At 68.4% G+C, this 18187-nt stretch carries 13 protein-coding genes; 7 read left to right on the top strand and 6 right to left on the bottom strand.

Annotation, left to right across the window (positions count from 1 at the left end):
* Positions 1 to 131 precede the first annotated feature (131 nt).
* The 3 genes from ACN675_RS01625 (at position 132) to ACN675_RS01635 (ending at position 4907) form a co-directional block, all read left to right on the top strand.
* Positions 132 to 1328, top strand: a complete 1197-nt coding sequence (locus tag ACN675_RS01625; protein WP_420749243.1) for an ABC transporter substrate-binding protein — start codon at positions 132 to 134, stop codon at positions 1326 to 1328.
* Between the two features lie 67 nt (positions 1329 to 1395).
* Entirely contained in the window at positions 1396 to 4176 is a 2781-nt protein-coding gene (locus ACN675_RS01630) for an ABC transporter permease subunit (RefSeq protein ID WP_420749244.1), read from the top strand.
* Positions 4173 to 4907 carry an ABC transporter ATP-binding protein gene (locus ACN675_RS01635; protein ID WP_420749245.1) on the top strand — a complete coding sequence of 245 codons (735 nt, stop codon included), beginning with the start codon at positions 4173 to 4175 and terminating at the stop codon, positions 4905 to 4907. Before ACN675_RS01630 ends, ACN675_RS01635 begins: the two co-directional genes overlap by 4 nt.
* A 61-nt stretch (positions 4908 to 4968) precedes the next feature.
* Here ACN675_RS01635 and ACN675_RS01640 read toward each other — a convergent pair whose 3' ends face one another.
* Together ACN675_RS01640 and ACN675_RS01645 are read right to left on the bottom strand one after the other, a co-directional pair.
* Positions 4969 to 5835 (bottom strand): fumarylacetoacetate hydrolase family protein, encoded by an 867-nt coding sequence (locus ACN675_RS01640; RefSeq protein ID WP_420749246.1) that lies wholly within the window; start codon positions 5833 to 5835, stop codon positions 4969 to 4971.
* A 125-nt stretch (positions 5836 to 5960) separates the two neighbouring features.
* Complete coding sequence (locus ACN675_RS01645; protein WP_420749247.1) at positions 5961 to 8051, bottom strand: beta-glucosidase; 2091 nt, start codon at positions 8049 to 8051, stop codon at positions 5961 to 5963.
* A gap of 621 nt (positions 8052 to 8672) precedes the next feature.
* Between ACN675_RS01645 and ACN675_RS01650 the strand changes: the two genes are divergently transcribed.
* Positions 8673 to 8843: a hypothetical protein gene (locus ACN675_RS01650; RefSeq protein WP_420749248.1), complete on the top strand. Its 171-nt coding sequence runs from the start codon at positions 8673 to 8675 to the stop codon at positions 8841 to 8843.
* A 41-nt stretch (positions 8844 to 8884) separates the two neighbouring features.
* Here the strand turns inward: ACN675_RS01650 and ACN675_RS01655 are convergent, their stop codons facing one another.
* Positions 8885 to 9613, bottom strand: a complete 729-nt coding sequence (locus ACN675_RS01655) for a response regulator (protein WP_420749249.1) — start codon at positions 9611 to 9613, stop codon at positions 8885 to 8887.
* Positions 9610 to 11163, bottom strand: coding sequence for an ATP-binding protein (locus ACN675_RS01660; RefSeq protein WP_420749250.1), 1554 nt, complete (start codon positions 11161 to 11163; stop codon positions 9610 to 9612). Before ACN675_RS01660 ends, ACN675_RS01655 begins: the two co-directional genes overlap by 4 nt.
* 230 nt (positions 11164 to 11393) lie before the next feature.
* Here ACN675_RS01660 and ACN675_RS01665 point away from each other — a divergent pair, with 230 nt between their 5' ends.
* On the top strand, positions 11394 to 12770 hold the full coding sequence (locus ACN675_RS01665) for a cation:dicarboxylate symporter family transporter (RefSeq protein WP_420749251.1): 1377 nt from the start codon (positions 11394 to 11396) through the stop codon (positions 12768 to 12770).
* Positions 12771 to 12841: 71 nt separating this feature from the next.
* On the opposite strand, the gene ACN675_RS01670 is transcribed toward ACN675_RS01665, so the two are convergent.
* Together ACN675_RS01670 and ACN675_RS01675 are read right to left on the bottom strand one after the other, a co-directional pair.
* Positions 12842 to 13303 (bottom strand): VOC family protein, encoded by a 462-nt coding sequence (locus tag ACN675_RS01670; protein WP_420749252.1) that lies wholly within the window; start codon positions 13301 to 13303, stop codon positions 12842 to 12844.
* A 55-nt stretch (positions 13304 to 13358) separates the two neighbouring features.
* A complete protein-coding gene (locus ACN675_RS01675) occupies positions 13359 to 16823 on the bottom strand; it encodes a protein kinase domain-containing protein (protein ID WP_420749253.1) in 3465 nt (1154 codons plus the stop codon).
* 188 nt (positions 16824 to 17011) lie between these two features.
* Here ACN675_RS01675 and ACN675_RS01680 point away from each other — a divergent pair, with 188 nt between their 5' ends.
* On the top strand, positions 17012 to 17506 hold the full coding sequence (locus tag ACN675_RS01680) for a glutathione peroxidase (protein WP_420749254.1): 495 nt from the start codon (positions 17012 to 17014) through the stop codon (positions 17504 to 17506).
* A gap of 9 nt (positions 17507 to 17515) precedes the next feature.
* Positions 17516 to 18187, top strand: coding sequence for a 5,6-dimethylbenzimidazole synthase (gene bluB / locus ACN675_RS01685; RefSeq protein WP_420749255.1), 672 nt, complete (start codon positions 17516 to 17518; stop codon positions 18185 to 18187).

An 18187-nucleotide genomic window follows, 5' to 3' on the forward strand; every position in this document is an offset into this window, starting at 1 on the left:
ACGCTCAGCCGAGCTTTATGTGATCCATGTCACTACCTCTGCCTCCGACGCCCGCGTCGTGAACGAAGGATGGAAGCCTCATGTCCAAGACGTGTAGATCCGCCGGTCGAACCTCGGTCCTACGGGCCGGCATGCTCCTTGCGATTCCCGCGCTGGTCGCGGGGACGGCCTGCGGCACGGACAGTGCCGACGACTCGGGTGGCAGCTCGGTCGAGGCGCCCGAGGGCGCCTTCGCCGACAACCCGGCCACCGGTACACCGATCAAGATCGGGTTGATCAACCCCGAAGGTGGACCGGCGATTTCGATGCCGGAGAACCGCCAGGCGGCGGAGGCGGCCGCCGAGTACGCCAATGCGCATCTCGGGGGCATCGCCGGACACCCGATCGAGGTCGTTTCCTGTGCGGCCAAGGAGGACCCGGCGTCCAACCAGGACTGTGCCAACCAGATGGTGGAGCAGGGCGTCTCGGCGGTCGTCGTCACCACCTCCGGAAACGGTGCCGCGATGGTCCCGATCATCACCGGGGCGGGCATCCCGTATCTGACCACTTCCGGGACGAGCGCCGCGGAGCTGACGACACCCGGAACCTACGTGCTGAGCCCCGGTTTCCCGGGTGCCCTCGCGGGCATGGCGTCATACGCCGCCGAACAGGGGTACAAGAAGGTCGCCGCGTACGTGATCGACACCGGTACGGTGATCGCCTCGACGGAGGCGGTGGGTAAGGGGACATTCGACGCGGCAGGCGTGGAGCTGCAGGTCGCTCCGGTGACACCCGGAACTCCCGATTCCACACCGCAGGTCAGCGCGGGGCTCGCGGACGGGACCGAGGCGGTCGCGGTGATCGGTGACGGGACGATGTGCACGTCCGTGCTCAAGTCCCTGCAGACACTCGGCGCAACCCAGGCGAAAATGGTCATCCAGCCGTGCCTCGACCCTGCGGTCGTCGACGCGGTCGGCGATACGCTCGACGGATCGTTGGTCTTCATCGGCGCCGACATCGATTCCGACGAGCCCGAAGCGGTCCTCTACCGGGCGGTGATGGACGAGTACGCCCCCGATGTGGAGATCGGTGGATTCACGAGCACGGGCTATGCGGCGATGCTCGGATTGATCCGTGCCGCACAGGGTGTGCAGGGTGAACCGACCGCGGCCGCGGTGAACGAGGCGATCAAGACCGCCAAGGACGTTCCCATGCCGGCGGCGGACGGCATCACGTTCACCTGCGACGGCACGGCGATGCCGATGATGCCCACCGTGTGCAGCAACAAGATGATCCGGGCAACTGTTGCCGAGGGCGGCCGCGTCACCTCGCCGGTCGTCGTCGGATGACCAGCCGGGCAATGGTGACCGCATCGTGGCGCGACGTGCCGTCCGGGCACCGGGAAACGAGTGAGTGATGTCCGAGCACTTCGCTTTCCTCGCACTGGGGTTGGGCAACGGCGCCGTGTACGCGGCGCTGGGGCTCGCCCTGGTGATGACCTTCCGTAGCTCGGGCGTGGTCAACTTCGCCACCGGCGCGATCGCCCTGTACGTGGCCTACACGTACGGGTTGCTCCGGAAAGGTGAGTTGCTCAACCCGATTCCCGGAATGCCGACGACGGTGGACGTGGGCGGGCCGTGGGGATTCGTCCCCGCGGCTCTCCTGTCGCTTCTCGTCGCGGCACTGCTGGGCGTCTTCCTCTACGCGGCCGTGTTCCGGCTCGTGCGGAACGCACCCCCGGTGGCCAAGGCGGTCGTGTCGATCGGCGTCATGCTGGTCGTCCAGGCGCTGCTGGCGATCCGTGTCGGGACGACACCCGTTTCGGTCAAGCCCATCCTGCCGAACGGGGCCGTCACGCTCCTCGGAGTCCGGATTCCCGAGGATCGTCTGTGGTTCGCGGTGATCGTCGTCGGGATGACGGTGATTCTCGTCGCTCTGTTCCGTTACACCCGTTTCGGTTTGGCAACCCGTGCGGCCGCCGAATCGGAGAAGGGTGCGCTCGTCACCGGACTCTCGCCCGACCGGATCGCCGTCGGCAACTGGGCGCTGAGCACCGTGGTGGCGGGTATCAGCGGCATCCTCATCGCGCCGATCGTTCCACTCGTCCCGGTGGCGTACACGCTCTTCGTGATTCCCGCACTCGCGGCCGCGCTGGTCGGGAACTTCACCGCGATGGGCCTGACCGTGGCTGCCGGTTTCGCCATCGGGATGCTGCAGTCGGAGATGACCCACCTGCAGGCGACGGTGGAGTGGTTCCCGCGGGCGGGAATGGCCGAACTCGTGCCGCTCGCACTCATTCTCGTCTTCCTCGTCGTGCGGGGAAAGCCGCTGCCGACGCGTGGTGCGATCGTGAAGTCGACCCTGGGGCGGGCACCGCGTCCGCAGAAGATCCTGCTGCCGGCGATCGCCGGCATCGTCGTCGCGGCCCTGGCGCTCGTTCTGACGTCGGGGAGTTTCCGCGGGGCGGTGATCATCAGTCTCATCCTCGCGATCGTGGGGCTGTCGCAGGTCGTGGTGACGGGTTTCGCGGGGCAGATCTCGCTGGCCCAGCTGACCCTGGCCGGTGTCGGGGCATTCTCGTTGAGCCGGTTGACGGTCGACCTGGGCATTCCGTTCCCCGTGGCGCCGATCCTCGCGGCTCTGGTGGCGACCGTGATCGGTGTGATCGTCGGGCTCCCCGCCTTGCGGATCCGTGGATTGCCGGTCACGGTGGTCACTCTCGCCCTGGCGGTGTTCCTGGAATTCGTGTGGTTCCGGAACACCGCGCTGAACGGCGGAATGGGGGGAGCTCCGGTCGCGAAACCGACCCTGTTCGGAATCGACCTGTCGATCGGATCCGGAGCGGGTTACCCGCGAACGGTGTTCGGATTCCTTTGCCTGGTAGTTCTCGTGATCGTCGCGCTGGCGGTGGTCAAGTTGCGCACGGGCCGGTTGGGTGCCGCCATGCTGGCCGTACGCGCCAACGAACGCGCCGCGGCCGCGTCCGGGATCAACGTGGCGCGGACGAAACTCGCGGCATTCGCGATCGGCGCGTTCATCGCCGGACTCGGCGGATCGCTGATGGCCTACCAGCAGACGGTGGCCACCGCCGAGTCCTACTCCACCATCGGCGGAATCGCGATGTTCGCGATGATCTACATCGCGGGCGTGACGCTGGTGAGCGGCGGAATCCTCTCCGGTGTTCTCGGTGCCGGCGGCATCGTGTTCGTCCTCATGGACCGGCTGCTGGGATTCGCGGACTACTACGCGCTCATCGGCGGTGTCCTGCTGGTCCTCACGGTGATCGGCTACCCCGAGGGCATCGCCGGACAGGTGGTCGTGCAGATGCAGCGGATCCGGGGCCGGTTCGGTTCCCGAACCGGATCGGAGACAGAAGATTTCGACGACATCGGAAGCGGCGCGAACGCGTCGGGGTCGGAGTTGCTCACAGTCTCCGCGGACAGCGATGCCGCCGGGACGGTGGTCCTCGCCGCGGAGGGCCTCACGGTGACCCACGGAGCCGTCACGGCACTGGCCGACTTCGCCACCGAGGTGCGATCCGGTGAGATCGTCGGGCTCATCGGGCCGAACGGTGCGGGAAAGACGACCTGCATCGATGCGTTGAGCGGATTCGCGAAGGCCGGGGGATCGGTTGCGCTCGGGGACGAGCGGATCGACGACCTTCCGCCGCACCGGCGGAGCCGCCTCGGATTGGGCCGGACATTCCAGGACATGTCGCTCTACGACGATCTCTCGGTTCGGGAGAACGTCGCCGTCGGTACGTTCGCCGCCGGCGGGTGGCGACGTGGGAAGGAGTCGGCGGAGTGGAGCGACTCCCTGTTCCGGATGCTCGGTCTCACCGCGCTGGTCGACCGTCCGGTCGGTGAGTTGTCGCAGGGGCGCAAGCAATTGGTCTCGGTGGCCCGCGCGCTGGCGGGGCAACCGCAGGTGCTGCTGCTCGACGAACCCGCCGCAGGTTTGGCGAGCTCCGAGAGTCGTTGGCTCGGAGAGAAATTGAGAATGGTTCGGGATGCAGGCGTGACGATCGTCATCGTCGACCACGACATGGACCTGGTCCTCGAATTGTGCGATCGCATCGTGGTCCTCGATCTCGGCCGCGTGATCGCGAACGGTACACCGGCCGAGATCCGGACGAACGCGGACGTGGTCGCGGCGTATCTCGGTGCGACCCAGAGCAAGGCGGAATCGGGCACATGACGACGACGATGATGAACTGCGACGGACTCTCGGCGGGCTACGGCCGGGGCAGGGCGTGTGTGCGCGATGTCGGCTTCGAGCTACGGCCCGGCGAGATCATGGCCGTGCTCGGTCCCAACGGGGCGGGCAAGACGACCTTGCTGATCACCCTCGCCGGGTTGCTGGCGCCACTCGCCGGGACGGTCGAACTCGACGGCGTGCGGATCAAGCCGGGGAGCGCGCGAACCGCATCGAAGGCGGGGATCGTGCTCGTCCCGGACGATCGGGCGCTGTTCACCGGCCTGACGGTGACCGAGAACCTTCGCCTCGCCCGCCGACCGGGAGGTACCACGATCGCGGAGGTGATCGACTACTTCCCGCAGCTGGGGGAACGGCTCGACGTGTCGGCGGGCCTGCTGTCCGGGGGAGAGCAGCAGATGCTCGCGATCGGGCGGGCGTTCATGCAGGCACCGAAGGTCCTGCTGATCGACGAGCTGAGCATGGGACTGGCACCGGTGATCGTCGAGTCGCTGTTGCCGGTGATCCGGCGCTTCGTCGACGAACGGCAGGTTGCCGCCGTGCTGGTCGAACAGCACGTGCACATGGCGCTCACCGTCGCCGACCGTGCATTGGTGCTCCGGCACGGTGAGGTGACCACGTCCGGCGCCGCGGCCGATCTCGCGGCATCACCGGAGGTGCTCGAGCGGGCCTATCTCGGGCATGCGGCCGGGGCGGACTCGGTCGTCTACTGAGCCCTGGCGCTCACGGTGAGGGGACCCGACGGTCGATCCGGCCGGGTCCCCTCACCGTGCACTACGAGGCCGCGACGAACCGCTGGTGCAGTTCACCGATGCCCTCGATCCAGGTGTCGAGTGTCTCGCCGGGCTGCAGGTACCGCTGGGGGTCGCGGCCCATGCCGACGCCGGCGGGCGTCCCGGTGAAGATCACGTCCCCGGGATACAGCGTGACGTTCTCCGACAGGGCGGCGATCAGCGCGGGCACCGGGAAGATCATCTCCCGCGTCCGGCCCCGCTGGACCTCCTCGCCGTCGATCCGGCACCCGAGTTCGAGATCATCCGGGTCGGCGAACTCGTCCGGGGTGACCAGCCACGGACCTTGCGGTGCGAAGCCCGGGAACGACTTGGCGAGGCCGAACTGCGGTGCGGGGCCGCGCATCTGGGCAACGCGTTCGGAGATGTCCTGCCCGACGGTCAATCCGGCTACGTGCGACCACGCATCGGTCTCGGCGATCCGGTACCCCTGCCGTCCGATGACGGCGACGAGTTCGACTTCCCAGTCGACGTTGCCACCGTCCGGGATGACGACCTCGGTATCGGGACCGGAGAACGACGAGACGTACTTGGTGAACACCGGCGGCAGGTGCGTCGGTGCCTCCATACCGGATTCGGCGGCGTGCTCGCGATAGTTCAGTCCGATCGCGAACACCTGTCGCGGTGCGGGTGACGGGGCACCGAGGCGGGTGCGGTCGATCGCCGTCGTGGTCGTGCCTGCCGGGTCCACCTCGGCGGCCCACGCCCGCACCTCGTCCCACGACGCGAAGACCGAAGGCAGATCCGGACCGAACCTGCCGTCGGACGCGGTGGCGATGTCGACGGCGCGCTCGTCGCCGGGATCACCGACGACGAGGACGGCACGGTTGTCGAGATTGGCGATACGCACGGTTCGTTCTCCTCGGTGGCTCCGGCTGAGCGTTCCCACTACTACTACCGGACCCGGGCCACCCGGGAATCTCACGGGCCCTCCGTACCGGGTTCGATGGCGGTCGTGGCTCGCCGGTCCTCGGGTCAGCTGCCGAACAGCGCGTTCGTCAACGTCGTCTCGGCTGTGAGATCGAGGCTGTCGGCGGACTTGCCCACCGCGACCTCGTACGTCCCTTCGGTGATACGCCACTTGCCGGCAGTGCCGTCGAAGCGCGCGAGGAGTCGCGGCTCGGCAACCAAGGTCACTCGGTGCGACGTTCCGGGTTGCAACTCGACGCGTTCGAAGCCGAGCAGCCGCTGCCGCCGTTCGCCGACCGCCTCGGTGAGGTACAGCTGGGGGACATCGGCACCGGGGCGGTCGCCGGTGTTGGTGACGGTGAACGTGGCCGTGACCGTGTCACCGCCGGTGACGTCGAGGTCGCTGTACTCGAAGGTGGTGTAGCCGAGTCCATGACCGAACGCGTACATCGGTGAGGCCCCGGTCTCGGCGAACCAGCGGTAGCCGACCTCGGCGCCCTCGTTGTATTCGATCCTCACGGCGGTGCCCCACGGCGTCCCCAGTCCTGGCAGTTCCGGTCGCGGGGTCTGCTCGAGACTCTCCGGAAAGGTGATCGGCAGCCGCCCGGACGGGTTGACCGCGCCGCTGAGCACTTCGGCGATCGCCTGCGCGCCGGCCTGTCCCGGGTACCACGCCTGCACGATTGCCTTCACCTTGTCGCGCCACGGCATGGACACAGGGTTCCCCGTCTCCAGTACCACTATCGTGTTCGCGTTGGCGGATGCCACTGCGTCGATGACAGCGTCCTGACCCCACGGCAGCGAGAGATCGGCGCTGTCGAATCCCTCGCCCTCGACGCGGATCCCGAAGGCGATCACCATGTCGGAGCGTTTCGCGGTCAACGCGGCCTCTGCCGGGGTATACCCGGGATCGAAGTCGAAATGTGCTTGGGGCAGGGCCTTTTCGAGCTCTTCGAGCGGAGACGGTGGGAACAGGAACAGGTTGCGGTGTTTCCCCATGACGCCCGCTCCACCGATCTTGATCACGCCCGCAAAGCCACCCACCGGGGCCACCGCTCCCGAGCCGGTGCCACTGATCACCCCTTGCTGCGCGTAGCCTCCGATGACCGCGATCGTGAGCGGCCTGTCCGTCGGAATCGGCAGTACGCCGTCGTTCTTCAGCAGCACGATGCCCTGCCGTGCCCCTTCCAGCGCGATCCGGTTGTGCTCGGCCATGTCGACCTCCGGAGCCGGTCCCCATCGGTCGACGCCCACCGCGAACAGCGACCGCAGAATGCGGCGCACCATGTCCGACAGCCGCTCCGCGGGCAGCTCACCGTTGACGTAGGCAGCCCTGAGCTCGTCGGTGAAGGGCTGCTTGCCCCACAACATCAGGTCTGCTTGGACACCCGACTCCTGGTCGAGGCCCGCGAGCGCGAACTGCCACTGCGGGGTTGCTCCCCAGTCGGACATCACGTACCCCGGGTAGCCCCAGGCGCCTTTGAGAACCTCGTTCAGCAGGTGGTGGTGGCCGCCGGCGTACTCACCGTTGATCTTGTTGTAGCCACTCATGATCGCGCCGGGCTGCGAGCGTTCGATCGCGATCTGGAACGTCAGCAGGTCCGATTCGCGGTGCGCATCGGGGTCGATGATCGCATCCAGCCAGTGGCGGTTGGTCTCGTTGCAGTTGAGCGTGTAGTGCTTCAGCGTCGAGACGACACCCTGGCTCTGGATGCCGTCGACCTGCTCGGCGGCGAGAACCGCGCTCAGATAAGGGTCTTCGGAGTAGTACTCGAAGTTGCGGCCGTTGCGCGGGTCGCGCGCCAGATTGCAGCCGCCGGCGAGCTGGACGTTGAACCCCCGCACCCGCGCTTCGCGGCCGATTGCCTCGCCCTGCTCTCGCACCAGCCGAGGGTTGAAGCTCGCCCCCAGCGCAATCGACGACGGGAACGCCGTCGCGCCCTCGTCGTCCGGCCGGTAGCCCGGGTTGGTCACCCCCATACCGGCATCGCTGCTCTGAATCGCCGGAATCCCCAGGCGCGGCACACCGGGCGTGTAACCCGCGCTCATGTTCGTGACCTCTTCGGGGATCCGCGGATCGCGCGTGCCCGCCGCCGTACTCCCCGGTACTTCGCCGAGGACACTGATGAGCAGGGAGAACCGTTCGTCGTCGGTCATTTGCTCTTCGACTTCTCGCGCCCTGCGATCCGCCGTGGAATCCACCCTGTCGGCGCCAGACTTCGTCGTCACGACCTCGCCTCCTCTGTATCCGGTGGTCGTGCATCCGGTGGTCGGGCCGACGGCTTCGGGTTCACCCCACCTCGGACATACCTTCGGTAGCCGTGGCACCACCAGCGAGCGTCGCTGCCCCGTGGACGACCCTGGGACGCCCCCCGCACGGTTCGTGTGACCATCATTCGGCATCGGTCCACGACGACAGCGGCTACGAACCGATTATCCTCCCGAAAGCCTGTCCCGGGCCCCGGTTCATCGCCACGATCCGGGCAGTGTCCGCTGTCACGACCGGCGCAGGAATCCGACCCATCCTCCTGCGCACCGGCTCCGAATCGCTGATGGACGCTCGGAGGAGCGTTTGCGCGTCGATCGATCGACGCGTGGGAACGAGAAGGAGAACCATTCGTGCGAGCCCTGGTCGAAGCTGCTTTCCTCGCTGTCCACACCCCCCTCGTCGAGGCCTACACCTGGCTCCTGTCGGTGGTGCCGATGTAGGGACCGGCACTCGTCGACCGACACGGAATCGCCCCGGCGTCCCGTCGATGATCGGAAGGAGAACGGGTCATGACTGCTGCGAGCGGTGACGCCGAACCCGGCAAGGAATCCCGCCGTGTCCGGACCGAGAGGAGTTTCCTCGACATGTTCGTCCAGGCATGCAACCGAAACGATGTGTCCTACACCGATTCGGAGCAGTCGGCTCGGGACCTGGATGCAGCACGACGGGACCGGGACTGAGCCGATAATCCCTGCCCTCCCGTGACGGGAACCTGCGCCGGTCAGCCCGGATGCCGGTTCCCGTCACCCGGGGTGGGGCGGGGATTGCGGGCGTAACGGACCTGAGGGCGGCCGGCGCGGCCGTACTCGGTGATGCGGACGAGCAGACCGTCGTCGGCGAGACGTTCGAGGTACCGCCACGCCGTCACGCGCGATACCCCGACCGCTGTTCCGACCTCGGCGGCGGTGCGGGGACCGTCCGCCTCGCGGAGGAACCCGGCGATCCGGTCGAGGGTTGCGGGGGAGACGCCCTTCGGCGCGGACGCCTTCGTGTTCGACGTGCGCAGCGCGGCCATCGCCCGATCGATATCGTGTTGCGCGACCGCGGTTTCCACAGAACCCAGCGCGGTGCGGTAGGCGACGTAGTGCTCGAGCTTGTCGCGCAGCGCGGCGAACGTGAACGGTTTGAGCAGATACAGCACGATGCCGCGGGACACAGCGGTGCGGACCACCTCGAGATCCCGGGCCGAGGTCACGGCGATGATGTCCGGGCTCGGCCGCAACCCGCCCAGTGACGCCGCCACGTCGAGGCCGCTCATGTCGGGCAGGCCGATGTCGAGCAGGATCAGGTCGATCGGTTCGCCACGGCGTACGGCCGCGGTCGCCGCCCGCAGTGCGGCAGCGCCGGTGTGCACCTCGTCGACCACTTCGAATCCCGGTATCCGCCCGAGGTATTCGCGGTGGGCCTGCGCGATGAGCGGTTCGTCCTCGACGATGAGTACCCGGATCACGAGCGACCCCCCAGGGGAATCTCCGCGACGATCATGGCGCCGAGGGACGGTTCGGTCCGCAGGACCCCGCGGTGGCGGGCGACGACCTGCGCGACCAGTGCCAGCCCGAGTCCGCGATGTTCGGATTTCGTGGAGTACCCGCGCTGCATCGCCTGCGCCAGGGTGTCCGGCGACATTCCCGGCCCGCTGTCGGCGACCTCGACGATCATCGTCGAATCCTCTTCGCGGACTGTGACTTCCACCCACGGTTCGTCGGCGGTTCGGGCCGCATCGATCGCGTTGTCGATCAGGTTCCCGACGAGTGTGACGAGGTCGCGGGAGGGCACCGACGGCACCGGACCCAGCGCGGTGTCCTCCGTGACGGTCAGTTCGACGCCGCGCTCGGCGGCCTCGTCGACCTTGCCGAGCAGCAGCGCCGCGAGCGCCGGTTCGGCGACGTCGGCGGTCAACCGGTCGATGAGGTTCTGGGACACCGCCAGCTCGCGCGTCGCGAACGCCACGGCTTCCTCGGACCGGCCCAGCTCGACCATCGTGATGATCGTGTGCAACCGGTTCGCCGACTCGTGGGCCTGGGCCCGCAGCGACTCGGCGAACCCGCGCACCGAATCCAGCTCCCCGAGCACGCCCCGCAACTCGGTGTGATCGCGCAGGGTCACGACCGTCCCGATCCGCCGGCCCTCCCACTGCACCGCGTCGCTGCCCACCACCAGCACCCGGTCCCGGGTCAGGTGTACCTCGTCGCGCACCTCCTCACCGGTCGCGAGCCTGCGCAGGGTCTCCGGCAGCGACTCGAACGATACCGGCCCGGACCCGAGCCCGAGCAACCTGCGGGCCTCGTCGTTGACGACGTCGACGCGCGGCGACCCGTCGCTCGCCGTGCCGAACACGACCAGGCCCTCACCGATCGCGCGCAGCACCGCGTCGTGATGCTCGTACATGCGCAGCAACTGGTCCGGATTCAGCCCCAGCGTCTGCCGTCGCAGCCGGCGGGAGATGAGGACGGCGCCGGCCGCGGTGACCGCGAGCCCTGCCGCGACGACCCCGATGATCCCGGGCAGGCCGCGCAGGAAGGCGTCGGCGATGCGCTCCCGCGTCACCCCGGCCGACACGAACCCGGCGAGCGTGCCGTCGTCGGCATACACCGGGGCGATCGTCCGGATCGACGGCCCGAGACTGCCGGTGTACGTCTCGCTGAACGGCTCCCCGGTCCGGGCCTGCTCGATGTGGCCGGTGTAGGGAAGCCCGATCTGCTCCGGCACGGGATGGGTCACCCGGATCCCGTCCGGGTCCACGACCACGACGAAGTCGACGCCGGTGGAGGTGCGGATCCGCTCGGCGAGCGGTTGCAGCGCCGCGGTCGGATCCGGGGACTGCAGACCTTCGGCGACGTCGGGGAGTTGGGCGGTGGTCACCGCGACATCGGTTACGGCCAGGCGGGTCGTGGCGTCGGCGTCGCGGCGTTCGTCGACGACGAACAGCGCCCCCGCGGCGATCGCGACCACGGTGAACACCACGAGTTGCAGGATCAGCAGCTGCCCCGCCACGCTCATCGGCCGACGTGTGCCGTGACGGTTCACCGGCGACCTCCCGTGAACACTATGTACGCAATCTTCTCCGTGCGCCGACCCACCATCACCATTCTGATAGGTGGAAGTGATACCGGTCACCTCCGGGAGTGGAACCGCTTCGACAGGGTTCCGCACCGATCGGCCGTTCGCCGGCCGAATCCCGAGTCCTGCCGGTTGCCACCGAATCCGTATCCGTGATCGAAGGGCAACCCATGAGCACCACAGTGTCTCTGCGCAAGGACCGGACGTCCCGGCGCAAGGACCGGACCCACTGGCTGTACATCGGCGTCGTCGTCGCCGTGTTCGCCGGTGTGCTGGTCGGCTGGCTGGCGCCGGACGTCGGCAAGTCTCTCGGCATTCTCGGCACGACGTTCGTCGACCTCATCAAGATGATGATCAGCCCGGTCATCTTCTGCACCATCGTGCTGGGAATCGGCTCGGTGCGCGCGGCCGCCAGCGTCGGGCGCATCGGTGGTCTCGCCCTGATCTACTTCGTCGGCATGTCGACGATCGCGCTCGGCATCGGCCTGTTCGTCGGCAACCTGCTCGACCCGGGCAGCGGTCTGACCCTGGACGCATCCACCGCATCCTCCGGTGCGGCACTGGCCGAGAAGGCCCACGAAGCCGGCGGCACCGCCGAGTTCATCTCCGGGATCATCCCGACCTCGATGCTGTCCGCGCTCACTTCCGGCAGCGTGCTGCAGACCTTGTTCGTCGCGCTGCTCGTGGGCTTCGCGATCCAGGGCATCGGCAAGTCCGGTGAGCCGATCCTGCGCGGTGTCGCGCACGTGCAGAAGCTCGTGTTCAAGATCCTGACGATGATCCTGTGGCTGGCCCCGATCGGCGCGTTCGGCGCGATCGCCAACGTCGTCGGCCAGACCGGCCTGAGCGCGGTCCTCCAGCTCGGCGCGCTGATGCTGGCGTTCTACCTGACGTGCCTGGTGTTCGTGTTCGGTGTCCTCGGCACGTTGCTGCGCGCGGTCGCCGGGGTGTCGGTGTTCAAGCTGGTCCGCTACCTGGCCCGCGAATACCTGCTCATCTTCGCGACGTCCTCGTCCGAGTCGGCGCTGCCGCGCTTGATCGCCAAGATGGAGCACCTGGGCGTGCAGCGCACCACCGTCGGTGTCGTGGTGCCCACCGGCTACTCCTTCAACCTCGACGGCACCGCGATCTACCTGACGATGGCCGCGCTGTTCGTCGCCGACGCGATGGGCCGCCCGCTCGCGCTGGCCGAGCAGCTGTCGCTGCTGCTGTTCATGATCATCGCGTCGAAGGGCGCAGCCGGCGTGACCGGCGCCGGGCTCGCGACCCTCGCCGGTGGGTTGCAGAGCCACCGCCCGGATCTCGTCGACGGGGTCGGCCTGATCGTCGGCGTCGACCGGTTCATGTCCGAGGCGCGCGCTGTCACGAACTTCTCCGGCAACGCCATCGCAACCCTGCTGATCGGCACCTGGACCAAGACCGTGGACCGCGCCCGCGTCGACGAGGTGCTCGCCGGCCGGCTGCCGTTCGACGAATCGATGCTCGGCGACAACGACGGGCATCCGGTTCCGCAGAAGGAACCGCAGCTGCAGAAGGTCGGCGCGTAGCGCGACCCGTCTTCGCCTCCGCGGCCCGGACTCCCTACGGAGTCCGGGCCGCGGTGCGTATCCGGGGTCCGTCACAAGTGCAATGGCTTGACGGGGGAGTAGAGGAGGGACGGGTCGGAGCGCCAGTCGATGTCGGGAACGTCGATGTACAGCTCGATCTCGTTGCCGTCGGGGTCTGCGATGTAGAGGCTGTGGGTGATGCCGTGATCGCTGGCACCGAGGATCGGAACCCCGGCTTCCCGCAACTGGGCCAGGGCCGCGCGCAGTTCGTCGTCGCTGTCGCCGATCTTCAGGCCGAAATGGTACATCCCCACCCGGCGTCCGGCGGGCAGGGCGGCGGCATCGGGCCCGACCTCGATGAGCAGCAGTTCGTGATGGGTTCGGTTCGACGGTGCGGAGAACGCGGCGACCGGCATCGCGGGTGCACCGTCCGCCGTCAGCCGGCGCCAGCCGAGGACCTCGCCGTAGAAGTGCGCCGAGCGGGTGATGTCGCGGACGTAGAGGACGACGTGGCCCAGTTCCTTGATCTCCATGAATTTCCTTGTGGTGTAGGTTGTCCGGGCTGTGCGGTGTCGACCTGGGTGCGGCTCAACGGTAGGTGGGCCACACCGGGTCGGGCAGTTCGCGGTACCGGTCGAGATACCTGGTGACCGCCGGAGCGTATCCGACCATGCCGCGCTGCGAATCGATCCGCCGGACGAGCGCGTTCACGGCGGGACCGGCGTCGAGCAGCGGATGCACCAGGCCGTACCCGGCGCACTGCTCGAGCAGTTCGACGGCCGCACGTTCCACCTCGGGGCCGTCCCGTGTGGTTGCGAGGCACTCGAGCAACAGCGACCGGGCGTAGAGCGCGGCGCGGGGTCGTTGCGCGGCATCGATCGAATCGGTGAGCAGTTGTGCTCGCGTGAGGGCTCTTTCCCGGTCGCGGGCATCCGACGCGAGCAGGAGCCGAATTGCCGAGCGCTCGTCGACCTCGGCGGCGGTCCGGACGATGCCGTCCCCGAGACCGTCCGGGATCCGCGGCGGGAAACTGTCGGGAGAGAACCGCTCGGCCCCGATGCCCGTGCGGATTCGTTCGTGGGTGATGTACGACGCGAGACGAGGGAGGCGGAACCGTCGCGCCAGCCGATCGCCTTCGTCCAGACGTTCCGCGGCCTCGTCGACGTGGCCGAGCCTGAACTTGGCGAGAGCGCCGACCGCGTATGTCGACCGCATGAATTCGACGATGCCGCCCTCGGCGCCGAGGGTGTAGCTGTCGTCGAGGAGACGCTCGGCCTCGGCCGCATGTCCCTGCTCGTAGAGCAGGTCGCCGAGGAGGGCTCCGGTGAGCCGGGAAATGTACGAGTCGACCTCGCCGCGGGGTGTGGCCAGGTGCATGGCGTGGCGAAGATCGGATTCGACCGTCTCGAGGTCCAGTTGCTCCCGGGCCGCCATGCTGTCGAGGCAGTACCCGTAGACGACGATGAACGGGCCGGACGCGCGGCGGTGGTACGGGCGTGCCCACGCCTGCCAGCGCCGCGCCTCGGCGAATTCGAAGCGGTGGATCGCGAGGTACGCCGCCAGGTCTGCGATTCCGCACAGGACCCACGGGCGCAGTTTCTCGGCCCGGGCCATGCCCGCGGCGACCGCCTCGTCGAGACCGTCGAGCCGGTCGTCGAAGCCGTTGATCGTGGCTCGGACGATCAGGGCTTCGGCCTGCCGGTTCCGATCCTCGTCGTCGGGCTCCGGAGGAAGGTCCGTGTCGAGGGTGCCCAGCGTATCGTCGGCCTCCTGCCGGTGGTGCAGAAGTGCGTGGGCCCACGCCACGTTGATCCGCAGCTGCGGCCGGCTCAGACCGCCATCGGGCAGTTTCGCCGCCAGCCCGAGCAGCGTGCTCAGTTGGGACCGTTCGAAGAGCGGAACCGATTCCTTCTCGACGACATCGAGTGCGCCGCCTTCGTCGCCGGCCGCGAGGTAATGGTCCACCGCCGGGCTGAGCAGTCGCTGTCCGGTGAACCACCGCGCGGCGATCCGGTGCAGTTCGACGAGCCGGTCCGGTCGCTCACGTTCGAGGCGCCGGCACAGGAACTCCGCGAACAGATTGTGGTATCTGAACCACCGGCCGTCCTCGTCGAGGCGGGTCAGGAACAGGTCGCGCTCCTCGATGTCCTCCAGCATCGCCCGGGCGTCGCGCCGACCCGTCAGTTCGGTGGCGAGAGAGGCGCAGATACGTTGGGGGACAGATGTTTCCAGGAGGAATTCGAGCACGTCCGGTTCCAGGTTGTCGAGGACGTTCTCGGCCAGGTACTCGCTCACGGCGCGGTGACGGCCGGACAACTGGCGGATGACCGTCTGTGGATCGTTGTGCTCCCGGAGCGCGAGGGAGGCGAGTTGCAGTGCCGCGGCCCAGCCGTCCGTCGACTCCTCGAGTTCTGCGACCTCCCCCTCCTCGAGTCGCAGACCCGCCATTCCGGTGAGCAGTTCCCGGGATTCGTCGATATCGAAACGCAGTGCGGTCGTATCGATTTCGACCAGCTCGTTCTGCACGCGCATGCTGCCCAGCGGCACGCCGCGGCGGGTTCGGCTGGTGACGACCACCTGCTGATGGTGGCAGCCGTGCTCGATCAGGAATCGGGCCACGGCCCGGCTGCCGGGGTTCGTCACCCTGTGCCAATCGTCGAGAACCACCGTCATGTGTCGATCCGCGGTGTGGGTCCGGTTGATCAGGTGTGTCAGAACGAAGCGTTCGGCCCCGTCGCCGTGCCCCTCGAGGATCCGAGTCAGTTCGGTGCCGAGATCGGGCGCGGCCGCCGCGACCGCGTCGACGAGGTGCCCGAGGAACCACGCGGGGGTGTTGTCGTCCTCGTCGATCGACAGCCAGACGATCGTGCGCCCCTCGTCCTCGAGCATCCGCACGTACTGGGTGGCCAGCGTGGTCTTGCCGTACCCGGCCGGGCCGTGGATCAGGATCAGACGCGCCCGGTCGTTGGCGCCGAGCCGTTCGAGCAGCCGGGTGCGCCGGATCGTCGGGTGCGCACCGGCGGGTGGCCGGTACCTGGTGGCCACCGTGGGAGGCCGCGCCGTCGCGAGGTCGTTCGAGGACGGCTCGCGCACGAGATAGGCCGCCGTGGCCGTCGGTTCACCCGGCAGGGATTCGCGCTCGCGCTCGTCCTCGTCCCGAGTGGGCAGCGGAAGAGGAATGTCGGGAACGCGAAAGCCGAGTTCCGTGCCGACGCGGCGCAGGTCCGCGCCCAGTTCCGCTGCGCTGCCGGGACGGTCGGCCGGATCGCGCGCCATGGCCCGTTCGACGACCGCGCACACACCGTCCGGGACGCCCCGGGGGCGCAGATCGGGGATCGGTTCCGTGCTGATCCGCAACAGCTGGGAAAGCTGATCCTCGTCCCGCCGCCGGCCGAACGCCGGGCGGCCGGCCAGAGCGGTGAACAGCGTCGCGCCGAGCGCGTACACGTCCGAGGCGACGGCGGGCGGCTGCCCGTGCAGCAATTCCGGTGCGGTGTAGGAGGGCGAACCCACCACCAGGCCGGCGGTGGTGTCCCGCCGGTCGGACGGACGGGCGATACCGAAGTCGGTGAGCTGGGGTTCCCCGTATTCCGACATCATGATGTTCGCGGGCTTGATGTCGCGGTGCAGCACCCCGGCCCGGTGCGTGGTCTCGAGCGCTCCCGCCAGCTTGATCCCGAGATCGAGGACCTCTCCGGTATCGCGAGGTCCGCGCCGCTCGATCAGTGCGTCCAGGGAGTCGCGGGAGTGGAAGGGCATGACGATGTAGGGCCGTCCGGTGTGCGTGACGCCCGCCGCGAGGACGTGCACGATGTTCGGATGCCCGGACAGTCGTCCCATCACCTGCTGCTCGCGCAGGAAACGCGCCCTGCCCTCGCTGTCCGGGCTCGCGCGCAGCACCTTGACGGCCACGCTCCGGTCGAGGGCGGGCTCACGGCATCGGAAGACGATGCCGAATCCGCCCTTGCCGATCACACGCGGCGCCTCGAAGCCCGCAGCGATCAGCTCGGCGGCGATCTCGCGCTGCAGCTCGTCCACCGGCCGACTGTTCATGCCGTCACCTCGGTTTTCCCGGCCGATTCTATCCGTCTCGGTGGCCCGGATCGGGCGTGATCGGCGCACTGGAGGGGAACCGAGCCGGGCCACCGGCCGGGCGGAAGGCCGGTGCCCCCCGCAACGTGGCCGGGCTTCCTGCCCGGAGGAAACTCCGCAAGCGCAGTGGGCCGACTACGTTGGTCGGCATGACCACACCTCTTCAGGACATCGCGATCAACACCCTCGCCGGTGAGCCCACGTCCCTCGCCGCATTCGACGGCCACGCGCTGCTCGTCGTCAACGTCGCCTCCAAGTGCGGCCTGACGCCGCAGTACACGGCGTTGGAACAGCTGGCGAAGAACTACGCGGACCGCGGCCTGATCGTGGTGGGTGTGCCCTGCAACCAGTTCCTGGGCCAGGAACCGGGCACCGCCGAGGAGATCCAGGAGTTCTGCTCCACCACCTACGGCGTCACCTTCCCGCTGCTCGAGAAGATCGAGGTCAACGGCGAGAACCGGCACCCCCTGTACGCGGAGCTGACCAAGCACGCCGACGCCGAGGGCGAGGCCGGGGACATCCAGTGGAACTTCGAGAAGTTCGTCATCGCACCCGACGGCACCGTCGTCAACCGGTTCCGTCCGCGCACCGAGCCGGACGCCCCCGAGGTCGTCGCCGCGATCGAGGCCGTGCTGCCGGTCTGACCTGAAGCCATGTTCTCGAACGAAGCGCGCGACGCGCTGTACGACATCATCCGCATGCGCCGTGACGTGCGCGCCGAATTCGCCGGTGAAACCGTCGACGAGGATGTGCTGTGGCGCATCCTCGCCGCGGCCCACCATGCGCCCAGCGTCGGCAACACCCAGCCCTGGGACTTCGTCGTGGTCCAGGACCGGCAGCGGCTCGAAGCGTTCGCCGAGCACGTCGCCGGATGCCGGCAGGCGTTCGCCGATTCGCTCCCCGAGGACCGCCGCCGCACCTTCGACCCCATCAAGATCGAGGGGATCGTCGAGTCCCGTACCGGCATCGTCGTCACCTACGATCCGGAGCGCGGCGGCAAGCACATCCTGGGCCGGCACACCATCGACGAGTCCGGGTTGTTCTCCGCGGTGCTCGCGATCCAGAACCTGTGGCTCGCCGCGACCGCGGAGGGGCTCGGCGTCGGATGGGTGTCGTTCTACGACGAACCGTTCCTCACCGAGTTCATCGGCGCGGAAGGCGCGGTACGGCCGATCGCATGGTTGTGCGTCGGGCCGGTCACCCGTCTCCAGGAGGTACCCGACCTGGAACGGTTCGGCTGGCGCCGCGGCCGTCCGCTGACCGACGCGGTGCACCGCGACCGCTTCGGCGGTGCCTACGACACGCCGGACACCGCCGAAGCCTGA

Source organism: Rhodococcus sp. O3 (genome assembly GCF_048897285.1).
GTDB lineage: Bacteria > Actinomycetota > Actinomycetes > Mycobacteriales > Mycobacteriaceae > Rhodococcus.

Coding starts and splice junctions, on each gene's coding strand:
- ACN675_RS01625 (WP_420749243.1), top strand. CDS start 132: ATGCTCCTTGCGATTCCCGCGCTGGTCGCGGGGACGGCCTGCGGCACG.
- ACN675_RS01630 (WP_420749244.1), top strand. CDS start 1,396: ATGTCCGAGCACTTCGCTTTCCTCGCACTGGGGTTGGGCAACGGCGCC.
- ACN675_RS01635 (WP_420749245.1), top strand. CDS start 4,173: ATGACGACGACGATGATGAACTGCGACGGACTCTCGGCGGGCTACGGC.
- ACN675_RS01645 (WP_420749247.1), bottom strand. CDS start 8,051: ATGACCGACGACGAACGGTTCTCCCTGCTCATCAGTGTCCTCGGCGAA.
- ACN675_RS01650 (WP_420749248.1), top strand. CDS start 8,673: ATGACTGCTGCGAGCGGTGACGCCGAACCCGGCAAGGAATCCCGCCGT.
- ACN675_RS01660 (WP_420749250.1), bottom strand. CDS start 11,163: ATGAGCGTGGCGGGGCAGCTGCTGATCCTGCAACTCGTGGTGTTCACC.
- ACN675_RS01665 (WP_420749251.1), top strand. CDS start 11,394: ATGAGCACCACAGTGTCTCTGCGCAAGGACCGGACGTCCCGGCGCAAG.
- ACN675_RS01670 (WP_420749252.1), bottom strand. CDS start 13,303: ATGGAGATCAAGGAACTGGGCCACGTCGTCCTCTACGTCCGCGACATC.
- ACN675_RS01675 (WP_420749253.1), bottom strand. CDS start 16,823: ATGAACAGTCGGCCGGTGGACGAGCTGCAGCGCGAGATCGCCGCCGAG.
- ACN675_RS01680 (WP_420749254.1), top strand. CDS start 17,012: ATGACCACACCTCTTCAGGACATCGCGATCAACACCCTCGCCGGTGAG.
- bluB (WP_420749255.1), top strand. CDS start 17,516: ATGTTCTCGAACGAAGCGCGCGACGCGCTGTACGACATCATCCGCATG.